The sequence below is a fragment of the Rhizobium sp. P1_E6 genome, assembly GCF_056405875.1.
Genome location: NZ_JBFUBG010000042.1, coordinates 41,528 through 52,340 on the forward strand (window position 1 = coordinate 41,528; position 10,813 = coordinate 52,340).

Genomic DNA, 10,813 nt, shown 5'->3' on the forward strand with positions numbered 1-10,813 from the left:
CGTCCAAAATTGGCCGGGCTTGAAGAGGTTCGGGCCACGAAATGATCAGGGAAGGGGTGTAATGGCAGGCATAAAGCAGGTGCAGCGGCAGACGGGCGTAGCGCTCTGGCGGCAGATCGCCGACAGGATCCGCGAGGCGATCGGCAGCGGCGCATACGATGCGACTGGCATGGTGCCGCCGGAAACCGCTCTCGCGACGCAGTTCGGCGTCAACAGGCATACCGTGCGCAGCGCGTTGGCCGCGCTTGCCCAAGAAGGCATCGTCCGGGCTGTGCAGGGTCGTGGCACGCTGATCGAGCGCAAGGAGCGCCTGAACTTCCCGATCAGCCGCCGGACACGCTTTACAGATGGCCTCAGGGACCAGGCGCGCGAAACGCATGCGCTGCTGCTCGGCCACGCAGAGGAGGTCGCCGACGCCGAGGTCGCCCGCTGGCTGCGCATCGAACAGGGCACGCCTGTCATCCGGCTGGAAACGGTGCGCGACGCGGATAAACGGCCTGTCGCCCGCGGCACGAGCTGGTTCCCGGCCGCCCGTTTTGCCGGCATCGGCGAGATCTATCGCAAGACGGAATCGATCACCAAGGCTTTTGCCGCCCTCGGACTGTCGGACTATGTGCGCGCCACGACCGAGATCACCGCCACCCACGCCGATTCCGGCGACATCGCCGACCTGGAGCTGACGCCGGGCGCCGTGCTCCTGATCACCAAGGCGATGAACACCGATCTGGAAGGCGTGCCGGTGCAATATTCGATCAGCCGCTTTGCGGCAGACCGCGTCCAGTTCACCATCGAGAACTGAAAACGAAAAAGGCCGGGCGCGAGCCCAGCCTTGAACCTATCGATGCCTGGTCGCGATCAGTGCGCGCCGGACATGTCGCCGAGCACTTCCTTGGAAGCAACGGTCGAGTCTGCCTTCAGCTTGTAGACTATGGGCACACCCGTCGCCAGATTCAGCGAGAGAACCTGCTCGCGGGTGAGGCGGTCGAGAACCATGACGAGCGAACGCAGCGAATTGCCGTGCGCGGCAACCAGCACCTTTTCGCCGCGCAGGACGCGCGGAAGAATTTCCGTCAGATAGTAAGGCCAGACGCGGGCGCCGGTATCGCGCAGGCTTTCGCCGCCCGGAGGCGGGACATCATAGGAGCGGCGCCAGACATGCACCTGCTCTTCGCCCCACTTGGCGCGGGCATCATCCTTGTTGAGGCCGGAGAGATCGCCGTAGTCGCGCTCGTTGAGCGCCTGGTCGCGGATCGTCTCGAGATCAGGCTGGCCGACCTTGTCGAGGATGAGCGTCAGCGTGTGCTGCGCGCGCACCAGTGCCGACGTGAAGGCGATATCGAACTTGATGCCGTAGTCGGCAAGTGCCTGGCCGCCGGTCGTGGCTTCCTGGATGCCGAGCTCGGTCAGATCAGGGTCCTTCCAGCCGGTGAAGAGATTCTTGAGATTCCAGTCGCTCTGGCCGTGGCGAACGAGGACGAGGGTACCGCTCATGAAAAATGCCTCCTACAAATGGTCAATGGGAAGAAAGCCCGAGAACGTCGAGCATGGAATAGTGCCCCGGTTTCTTGTCGCGCGCCCAAAGGGCGGCCTTGATGGCGCCCCGCGCGAAAATCGAACGGTCGGTTGCGCTATGCGAAAGCGTAACGGTTTCGCCTTCGCCGGCAAAGAGCACCGAATGCTCGCCGATGACGGAGCCGCCGCGCAGCGTCGCAAAGCCGATCGTGCCGGCTTCCCGCGCTCCCGTATGGCCGTCGCGCACGCGCACGGACTTCGCGGCAAGGTCGATATTGCGGCCCTTTGCCGCCGCCTCGCCGAGCAACAATGCGGTTCCGGAGGGCGCGTCGACCTTGCGCTTGTGATGCATCTCGAGAATTTCGATATCCCAGTCGGCGGGATCAAGCGCCTGAGCCGCCTGCTGCACGAAAACGCTCAGCAGATTGACCCCGAGACTCATATTGCCCGACTGGACGATGCGGGCATGGCGCGAGGCGGCCGCAATCTTTGCATTGTGCTCATCGGAGCAGCCGGTCGTGCCGACGACATGAACGATGCGCGCCTGTGCCGCCAGTCCGGCAAATTCCACTGACGTGGCGGGCGATGTGAAGTCCAGCACGCCCTCGGCATGCAGGAACGCTGCCAGGGGATCGTCGCCGATGATGACGCCATTGGCGCCGAGACCGGCGATTTCACCGGCATCCTTGCCGACGAAGGGCGATCCCGGCCGCGCGACCGCTGCATGCAGTGTCACGCCATCGATGGAATGAATGAGACGGATGAGCGTCTGGCCCATGCGCCCCGCCGCTCCGACCACAACCAGTTTCATCGCAGCGTCGCTCATGTCAGTCCGTCATCCCGATCAGTATGAATCAGAAGCCGAAGGCCTCTGCAGATTGTTGAGGCGAGCGTAAAGTCCGTCACTGACCTTCGCAAGCGTCTCGTGATTGCCTTCTTCGACGACGCGGCCCTGCTGCATCACGATGATCTTGTCGGCGCGCACCACGGTCGAGAGACGGTGGGCGATGACGACGACCGTGCGGCCGGTCATGGCCTCGTCGAGCGCCTTCTGCACGGCGGCTTCCGATTCCGTATCGAGCGCCGAGGTCGCCTCGTCGAGAAGCAGGATCGGTGCGTTGCGCACCAGAGCGCGGGCGATCGACAGGCGCTGGCGCTGGCCGCCGGAAAGGGTTACGCCGTTTTCGCCGACCGGCGTATCATAGCCCTGCGGCTGCGCGACGATGAAGTCATGCGCATAGGCAAGCCGCGCTGCCTTCTCGATATCCTCGTCACTCGCTTCCGGACGGCCGTAACGGATATTGTCGCGGATCGTGCCTTCGAAGAGGTATGGCTGCTGCGAGACATAGGCGAGCTGCCGGCGCAGCGATTGTTTGGTGATATGGGCGATATCCTGTCCGTCGATCAGGATCTCGCCTTCCTTCGGATCATAAAAGCGTGGAATGAGGCTGATGACGGTCGATTTACCGGCGCCCGAAGGACCGACGAGCGCCGTCGTCTTGCCACCCTCGGCCGTCAGCGTCACGCCGTCAAGCACGCGTTCATTGCCATAGGCGAAGGAAACGTTGCGGAATTCGATCTTCGCTTCGGTGACAACAAGCGGCTTGGCATCCGGCAGGTCGCGCTGGCGCGGTTCCATGTCGAGCAGCTCGTAGATCATCCGGGCGTTGACGATGGCGCGTTCCATCTGCACCTGCAGGCGGGCGAGGCGCCGGGCCGGATCGTAAGCGAGCAGCAGCGCCGTGACGAACGAGAAAAAGGCGCCCGGCGGCACACCCTGGTAGATCGAGCGGTAGGCGGCGTAGGCAAGCACGCTCGCAACCGCAAAGCCGGCAAAGCTTTCGGTCAGCGGCGAGGTGCGCTCGGAAAGCCGCGCGATACGGTTTGCCCGGCCTTCGGCAGCGCCGATCAGCTTGTTGACCTTTTTTTCCAGTGCCTCTTCCATCGTGAAGGCCTTGACGATGGAAATGCCCTGGATCGTCTCCTGCATGGCGCCGAGAACGTGGCTGTTGAGATCGACCGCCTCGCGGGTGGCCGAGCGCAGCCGCTTGGAAACGTAACGCAGCGCATAGAGCAGCGGCGGCGCCAGAATGAAGACGGCAAGGCTCAGCAGCGGATCCTGAACGACCATGACGCCGATCAGCGAGACGAAGGTCAGGAGGTCGCGCACGGTCGACGTGATGGTGAGGTTCAATACGTCGCGGATACCGGTAACGTTCTGGCTCACCTGAGCGGCGATATGGGCGGAGCGAGACTCGTTGAAATAGCCGACCGAGAGCGTCATCAGATGCGAATAGATACGTCGCTGATAGCGCGCGACGATATCGTTGCCGATCCTTGAAAGGGCAACGCCCTGCCCGTAGCTCGCAAAACCGCGCAGCACGAAGGCGATGAAGATCGAAAGACAGATGATCCAGACGACGTCGGCGCGGCGGTTGGCGAAGGCCTCGTCAATGATCGCCCGCATGATCCAGGCCGTGAACGCCGTCGAAAGCGCTATGACGACAAGGCAGGAGATTGCGAAGACATAGCCCCAGAGATGGTCCCGGCCGTTTTCCGCAATGATGCGTTTCAGGATGCCCGTCACGGTATCGCTGTTGACGTGTGGCTTTCTGCTGTCGGCGGCTTCCAAAAATAGGCTTCCTGTCTCAGGGCTGCATGCCGCAGGCGCGGCGCGCATATGCGCGGGCTCTATAAAGAGTTGAGGGGGCTTTGGCTAGAGCGCCGTGCGTCCCATCGGGGCGCACAAAGGACGCTCTAACGCCTTGAAACTATGCTTGAGGCTCAAGCCCGCCAGCGCCGGCCATCCGTCGAAACACCGAAATTTGCGGGCATGCGCGCATAGGAGGAAAGCCCCGATAGTGCTGCGAGCGGATGCGTCACGACATAGGTCGGGATGGTGCGCAGCAGGGCCGAATGCGGCGCCTTGTCTTCGAAGGCGGCCCGGAATTCCGGCTTTTTCAGTGCCGGCAGGATCTTCTGCGAGATGCCGCCCGACAGATAGACGCCGCCGCGGGCCATGAACACCAGCGCCATGTCGCCTGCCACGCGGCCGAGATAGGTGGCAAACAACGAGACGGTTTCGACCGCGACCTTGTCGCTGCCGGCGAGTGCGTGCGATGTGATATCCGCCGGATCGTTCATTGTCGGCTCGACGCCATCGGCTGCACAGATGGCGCGGTAGAGGTTGACGATGCCGCGGCCGCAGAGGATCTGCTCGGCTGCAACGCGACCCTCGATGGTCTCGACATGCGGGAAGATTTCATAGTCGCGCTTGCTGCGCGGCCCGAGGTCGACATGGCCGCCTTCGCCGGGAACCGGAATCCAGGTCGACTGGGTGTGAACCAGGCCGCCGACGCCAAGGCCCGTGCCGGGTCCGAGCACGACGCGGGACGCCACCATGTCGCCGGATGCATTGCCGATGCGCTCGCGGTTCTCATCCGAAAGGGCCGCGACCGCCAGCGCCTGCGCTTCAAAATCATTGACGACGAGCACGTCGACAAGGCCGAGCCCCTCGATCATCCTCTTCGGCCGCACCACCCAGGGGCAATTGGTCAGCGGGATTTCATCCGCCTTGATCGGCCCGGCGACAGCCAGGATCGCGGCGCGCGGCTGCACGGAGGTCTTGTCGAGCACACCCTTCTGGATCGCCTCGTCAATCGTCTCATAGTCGGCCGTGCGTACATTGGGAAACTGCTTCGGCTCCGCATAGGCATCCGTCAGGATGGAGAAGCGGGCATTCGTGCCACCGATGTCGCCGATCAGGATCGGAAAGGGCAAGGGAGTTGAGTGTGYAGTCATGGCCGGTTCCGTGCTGTAGGCCCGAGAGATCAGGCGTTAAGGGTAGGGAGGAGCTTTTCAGCCGTCGATTCGTTCAGCGCCATCGGTATGTCGTAGACGATCGCAAGCCGCATCAGCGCCTTGACATCGACATCATGCGGCATCGGCGTCAGCGGGTCCACGAAGAAGATCAGGGCGCTGACTTCGCCGGTGGAAATCAGTGCGCCGATCTGCTGGTCGCCGCCGAGGGGGCCGCTTTTGAGCCGCGTCACGTGAAGGTCGGGAACGGCGTCGAGCACGCGTCCGCCGGTGGTGCCGGTGGCGACGATTTTCCATTGGGCGAGGAGATCCCTGTTGCGGCGGGCAAACTCCGCCATCTCGTCCTTCCTCTGGTCATGCGCAATCAATGCTAGGCACTTGCCGCCGGCCATGAACGGAACCTCCACGCGTAATTCAATCGATTTGACGGCTTTACACCAGGCGTTTGTGATTTGAAAGACAGCCGCACCACAGCCTATTGCACGGAAGGCTTGTCGTTCGGAACCGGGCCGACGGACGGCAGCGCGCTGCCGGTGTCGACCGCCGGAGCAGCGGTCGGCGCCGCCGTCAGCGCACTTGCTGCGGAAGGACCGTCATAGGTCGCAGCCTCGGAGGAGGCGACGGACGGTGCGTCTACAACGGCAGAGCAGGCTTTCGGCAGGTCCGAGACCATGACTTCACGCGGCGGCTTCGGCGGCTTTGCACCGGGCTTCGGCGGTTTCGGCGCCGCCCACGGCTCCTTGGTGAACCACCAGGCAAGCGACTTGTCGCAGCCGTCGCCGGCGGCGACAGGCGCCTGCGACGTGCAGCCCTTGGCACCCGGCGGGCAGTTGAGGCGGATATGGAAATGCGAGTCATGCCCGTATTCAGGCCGCAGCTTGCCGAGATTGGTGCGATCGCCGGTCCAGGTGTCGCACATCTTCTTCTTGATTGCCGGGTTGACGAAGATGCGCTGGACTTGCGGATAGCTTGCCGCCAGCATCAAAAGCTCCGCCCGCTGTTTGCTCCACACTTTCGGATCGACGGTCAGGAACTTATCTTTCTGCAGCATGGTGATGAAGGGCAGGTCCTCCCGCTCTTCGTAGCTCAAACGCTGTGAGGGCATGGGTGTCAGCCAGACATCGGCATCGAGGCCGATCTGGTGCGAGGCATGACCGTTGAACATCGGCCCGCCGCGCGGCTGGGCAATATCGCCGACGAGGATACCGGGCCAGCCGATCCTGGCACGCGCATCCTGCGAGAATTTTTCCAGAAGGGAGATCATCGCGGGATTGCCCCAGCGGCGATTGCGCGAAAGGCGCATCGCCTGCCAGGTCGGCCCGTCAGCCGGCAGCGCCTCGGCACCGGTCATGCAGCCCTTGGCGTAGAAACCGATCGGTTGCGCCGGCCCCTGCGTCGGCAATTTCACGGCGCCGAAAATCGCCTTGGCGCTGCCCGGGCTCGGCGTCTTCTGCTGGGCGCCCACATCGCCGGCGATAAGGCTTGCGCCCATTGCCCCGGCGAATGCCAATTTGCCGAGTGTCCTGAAAGTCTGGGCCTTGAAAGCCATGCCGTCCCCTTGCCGCATTATCGCAGCATCGGCCCGAAAATCGAAACCGATTTTCGGAAAGCCCGATGCGTCGATCCAAAATATTAGAGCGTCCTTTGTGCGTCCGAATGGACGCACGGCGCTCCAAGGTGATTTGCGATCGAATCTATCGTGAAAAGCAATTTTGGTGAATCGATGTTTTGGCAGGCGGTGCGGGACGCCGCAGTATCATGTATTGGCTAGAACCTCGGCTGTTTTGCGCATGCGCGACAGGCGCGGCAGGATGCGCTCGCAGGCAAGCGAATGCATTTCGGCGGAGAAGGTGCTCATTGCGTCCTCGACGGCGATGACTGCGTAATTATGGGCAAATGCATCGCGGATCGTCGCCTCGACGCCGAAATTCGTGGCGATGCCGGTCAGGATCACGGTCCTGATGCCGCGGCGGCGAAGCTGGAGATCCATCGCCGTGCCGTAGAAGGCACTCCACTGATGCTTGACGATATGGACGTCGACCGCGAGCGCGGCGATTTCCGCGGGTGCCGCAAGTGCGGCGGCCGGAAGGCCACCTTCGGGGAAAACCGCTGGCTCGTCCACCGGCTGGTTGACAGCATCGGCATAGTCCGGGGAGAATCCGACGGTAACGAGGATCACTGTCCCGCCTTCGGATTTCAGTTTGTCGGCGATTGCGGCGGTATTCTCGATCACCTGCTGGGCGGAGTGGGGCGCAAGCTGCCGGCCGACGATAAAGCCCTGCAGGTCGATGGAAATAAGTGCGGTGGTGTTGGGATCATAAAGGGACATGGGAAATCTCCGGAGGAAGGAAATATGAGGGTATCCTCACAATGACAAATACGAGGATAGCCTCGCAAAAATCAAGCCCCGAACCGCAGACCCGTGTGCCGAAGCGCCAGCGCGGCCATGAGCGCGTCGCCATTCTCCTCGAAGCGGCAGCCAGGGTCTTTCTCGAAAAAGGCTATGATGCCGCAACCATGACGGAGATTGCCGCGGCGGCGAATTCCTCGATCGGCTCGCTCTATCAGTTCTTCCCGACCAAGCCTCTCCTTGCCGAGGCGCTGCACATAGACCGCCTGCAGCATCTGAACAGCGGGCTTGCCGAACTCGCGCAGAAGACACGGGGCAAGAGCGCTGCCGAAATCGGCGATGCGATCTTCACGCGGCTCGGTCGCTTCATCGAGGACCATCCGGAATTTCCGGTTCTCGCTGCGCGGCGCGATGTGCCCAAGGAGCGCAAGGCGAAATCGCGTGCGGAGCTTCGCGCCAGTATCACCGCACTTCTGAAGAATGCCGAACCGTCGGTGGAGCGCGATGTCGATCTCCTGGGCGCCCTCGTCCTGGAGCTGCTGCGCATCGTCGTCGCGGCCGCCAATGACCCCGATGGCTCGGGCGATCCGCGCCTCGTCGGGGAGCTGCGTCGCATGCTCCGCAAGCGTCTCGAGGAAGTGACGCCCTGAACCGGAATGATCAGGTCAAAATTTCGCGAGGGGCATAAAAACGGAACTCTTTTCTGTTTTTTGCCAGCATTTCCCGTATTCTCGACKAAGCTAAAAAGAACAAGGGGTTTGGTGAATGGCATCTTGGACGCTGAAATTTCTTCTGTCCGCGGCAGCGTCTCTGTCTCTCGCAATCGGGGCTTTTGCACAGGATGCGGATGGATGGCGGATCGGGACTTCGACGGTCGGCGATCTCAAGCATCCCCAGGGTTTTGACCATTTCGACTATGTCAATCCGCAGGCGCCGAAGGGCGGCACGCTGCGTCTTTCGGACGAAGGCAACTTCGATACGCTGAACCCATTGCTTGCGCGCGGAGAGGTGGGCGCCGGTCTGGGCACGGTGTTCGATACGCTGCTGACCCCGGCCCTCGACGAGCTTTCGTCGTCCTACGGCCTGTTGGCCGAGAGCCTGAAATATCCCGATGACCTGACCTCGGCGACCTTCCGCCTGCGCGCCGAGGCCAAATGGGCCGACGGCCAGCCTGTGACGCCAGACGATGTCGTTTTCAGCTTCGAGCAGGCGAAAAAGAACGATCCGCAGATGGAGTTCTATTATCGCCACGTGAAGTCGGCAGAAAAAACGGGCGATCGTGAGGTAACCTTCAGTTTCGACGAACCCAACAACCGCGAACTGCCGCAGACCGTCGGGCAGTTGGTGATCGTACCCAAGCACTGGTGGCAGGCGAACGGCGCAGATGGGAAACCACGCGACATTTCACGCACCTCGCTGGAAATGCCCATGGGCTCCGGCCCCTACAAGATGGTCTCCGTCACTCCGGGATCGAAGATCCGCTACGAGCTGCGCGACGACTATTGGGGCAAGAACCTCAACGTGAATGTCGGCCAGAACAATTTCGGCGCGATCGAATACACTTATTATGCCGATCGCGACGTCATGTTCGAAGCTTTCAGGTCGAACAATACCGACTATTGGTGGGAAAATGCCGCCAAGCGCTGGGCCACCGCCTATGATTTCCCGGCCGTCAAGGACGGGCGCATCAAGCGTGAGGAAGTTGAAAACGAGATGCGCAAGGTCGGCGTCATGGTCGGCTTCATCTTCAACCTGCGCCGTGACAAGTTCGCCGACGAGAAGGTGCGCGAGGCGCTGAACTATGCTTTCGATTTCGAGGAGCTGCGCCGCACGATCTTCTACGGCTCCTATGAGCGGATCGACAGTTTCTTCTTCCGAACCGAGCTTGCCTCTTCGGGCTTGCCTGAAGGCCGAGAGCTCGAAATCCTGAATGAAGTCAAGGATCTGGTTCCACCTGATGTTTTCACCAAGCCCTATACCAATCCGGTTGCCGGCGATCCGGCCAAGCTTCGCGACAACCTGCGCACGGCAATCGGCCTGCTGAAGGAGGCGGGCTACGAGCTGAAGGGTAGCCGTATGGTCAACGTGAAGACGGGCCAGCCGCTGTCTTTTGAAATCCTGCTCAACGGACCGACGATCGAGCCGATCGCGCTCGCCTTCTCGCAGAACCTGAAGAAGATCGGCATCGATGCAAGTGTGCGCAGCATCGAGCCGTCGCAGTTTACCAACCGTTGGCGCTCCCGTGACTTCGACGTCATGTACAACGGCTGGGCCGAATCCATCAATCCCGGCAACGAGCAGGCCGAATATTGGGGCTCGGATGCCGCCAAGCGCGTCGGCTCGCAGAATTACAGCGGCATCAGCGATCTCGCCATCGATGCTCTCATTCCCAAGGTGATCTTCGCCAAGGACCGCGACGAGCTGGTGGCGGCGACGAAGGCACTCGACCGCGTGCTGCTTGCCAAGCATATCGTCGTTCCGAGCTATGGCTCACGCACCTCGCGCCTTGCCTACTGGAACAGCATCATGCATCCGGCCGAACTGCCTGAATATGGGCTCGGCATGCCTGGCGTGTGGTGGTCCACCAATGCCGGCAAATAGGCCGGCAACAAGGAAATTCTTGCCATCGAATGCCTGGGGCGYCCAAATTATGTGCGAATCAGGCAATAGCTGCATGGGACGGACGAAAGGAAAGACGGGAATTGGCGAAAACTGAACGTCGCAGCATAGCGGCTGCCTATCGGATCGGCGCACGCTGATGGGGGCATATATTTTTCGCCGCCTGCTTCTGATGATCCCGACGATCATCGGCATCATGGCAATTTCCTTCATCGTCATACAGTTCGCCCCTGGCGGTCCGGTGGAGCAGGTCATTGCCCAGCTGACGGGACAAGCCGACAGCGCCGACCAGCGCCTCGGCGGCGGTGGCGATGCCGGCCAGCAATTCGATGATGCCGGTTCCAAATATCGCGGCGCGCAAGGTCTTGATCCGGAACTGATCGCCAAGCTGGAAAAACAGTTCGGCTTCGACAAACCCCCGCTGACCCGCTTCGGCGAAATGATGTGGAACTACATCCGCTTCGATTTCGGCGAGAGCTTCTTCCGCAATACGACCGTGCTCAATCTGATTAT

10 protein-coding genes and 1 pseudogene are annotated in these 10,813 nt (G+C 61.8%); 4 read left to right on the forward strand and 7 right to left on the reverse strand.

All coding sequences use genetic code 11. The features are described from left to right. Positions 1-61: 61 nt before the first annotated feature. Positions 62-799 (forward strand): phosphonate metabolism transcriptional regulator PhnF, encoded by a 738-nt coding sequence (phnF, locus tag AC1D35_RS19980; RefSeq protein ID WP_113298142.1) that lies wholly within the window; start codon positions 62-64, stop codon positions 797-799. Between the two features lie 56 nt (positions 800-855). On the opposite strand, the gene AC1D35_RS19985 is transcribed toward phnF, so the two are convergent. The 7 genes from AC1D35_RS19985 to AC1D35_RS20015 form a co-directional block, all read right to left on the reverse strand. Next, a complete protein-coding gene (locus AC1D35_RS19985; protein WP_113298143.1) occupies positions 856-1,491 on the reverse strand; it encodes a 2,3-bisphosphoglycerate-dependent phosphoglycerate mutase in 636 nt (211 codons plus the stop codon). Between the two features lie 22 nt (positions 1,492-1,513). Further along, the gene (dapB, locus tag AC1D35_RS19990; RefSeq protein ID WP_113307201.1) at positions 1,514-2,338 is read right to left on the reverse strand and encodes a 4-hydroxy-tetrahydrodipicolinate reductase; all 825 of its coding nucleotides are present in this window, start codon (positions 2,336-2,338) and stop codon (positions 1,514-1,516) included. Positions 2,339-2,356: 18 nt separating this feature from the next. Beyond that, complete coding sequence (locus AC1D35_RS19995) at positions 2,357-4,144, reverse strand: ABC transporter ATP-binding protein (RefSeq protein ID WP_113307202.1); 1,788 nt, start codon at positions 4,142-4,144, stop codon at positions 2,357-2,359. A 152-nt stretch (positions 4,145-4,296) separates the two neighbouring features. Beyond that, positions 4,297-5,313 carry a glucokinase gene (locus AC1D35_RS20000; protein WP_477939709.1) on the reverse strand — a complete coding sequence of 339 codons (1,017 nt, stop codon included), beginning with the start codon at positions 5,311-5,313 and terminating at the stop codon, positions 4,297-4,299. 29 nt (positions 5,314-5,342) lie between these two features. Next, the gene (locus AC1D35_RS20005) at positions 5,343-5,723 is read right to left on the reverse strand and encodes a methylglyoxal synthase (RefSeq protein ID WP_113298147.1); all 381 of its coding nucleotides are present in this window, start codon (positions 5,721-5,723) and stop codon (positions 5,343-5,345) included. Positions 5,724-5,806: 83 nt separating this feature from the next. Beyond that, positions 5,807-6,880 carry a penicillin-insensitive murein endopeptidase gene (mepA, locus tag AC1D35_RS20010; RefSeq protein WP_113307290.1) on the reverse strand — a complete coding sequence of 358 codons (1,074 nt, stop codon included), beginning with the start codon at positions 6,878-6,880 and terminating at the stop codon, positions 5,807-5,809. Between the two features lie 207 nt (positions 6,881-7,087). Then, positions 7,088-7,660 carry a hydrolase gene (locus AC1D35_RS20015; RefSeq protein WP_113307204.1) on the reverse strand — a complete coding sequence of 191 codons (573 nt, stop codon included), beginning with the start codon at positions 7,658-7,660 and terminating at the stop codon, positions 7,088-7,090. 41 nt (positions 7,661-7,701) lie between these two features. On the opposite strand from AC1D35_RS20015, the gene AC1D35_RS20020 reads away from it, so the two are divergent. From AC1D35_RS20020 to AC1D35_RS20030, 3 genes and pseudogenes are all read left to right on the forward strand, one after another. After that, positions 7,702-8,331, forward strand: coding sequence for a TetR/AcrR family transcriptional regulator (locus AC1D35_RS20020; RefSeq protein ID WP_113298149.1), 630 nt, complete (start codon positions 7,702-7,704; stop codon positions 8,329-8,331). A 115-nt stretch (positions 8,332-8,446) separates the two neighbouring features. After that, positions 8,447-10,282, forward strand: a complete 1,836-nt coding sequence (locus tag AC1D35_RS20025) for an extracellular solute-binding protein (RefSeq protein WP_113307205.1) — start codon at positions 8,447-8,449, stop codon at positions 10,280-10,282. Between the two features lie 157 nt (positions 10,283-10,439). After that, positions 10,440-10,813 (forward strand): annotated as a pseudogene (locus tag AC1D35_RS20030) (microcin ABC transporter permease); the annotation flags it as partial.

Coding starts and splice junctions, on each gene's coding strand:
- phnF (WP_113298142.1), top strand. CDS start 62: ATGGCAGGCATAAAGCAGGTGCAGCGGCAGACGGGCGTAGCGCTCTGG.
- AC1D35_RS19985 (WP_113298143.1), bottom strand. CDS start 1,491: ATGAGCGGTACCCTCGTCCTCGTTCGCCACGGCCAGAGCGACTGGAAT.
- dapB (WP_113307201.1), bottom strand. CDS start 2,338: ATGAGCGACGCTGCGATGAAACTGGTTGTGGTCGGAGCGGCGGGGCGC.
- AC1D35_RS20005 (WP_113298147.1), bottom strand. CDS start 5,723: ATGGCCGGCGGCAAGTGCCTAGCATTGATTGCGCATGACCAGAGGAAG.
- mepA (WP_113307290.1), bottom strand. CDS start 6,880: ATGGCTTTCAAGGCCCAGACTTTCAGGACACTCGGCAAATTGGCATTC.
- AC1D35_RS20015 (WP_113307204.1), bottom strand. CDS start 7,660: ATGTCCCTTTATGATCCCAACACCACCGCACTTATTTCCATCGACCTG.
- AC1D35_RS20020 (WP_113298149.1), top strand. CDS start 7,702: ATGACAAATACGAGGATAGCCTCGCAAAAATCAAGCCCCGAACCGCAG.
- AC1D35_RS20025 (WP_113307205.1), top strand. CDS start 8,447: ATGGCATCTTGGACGCTGAAATTTCTTCTGTCCGCGGCAGCGTCTCTG.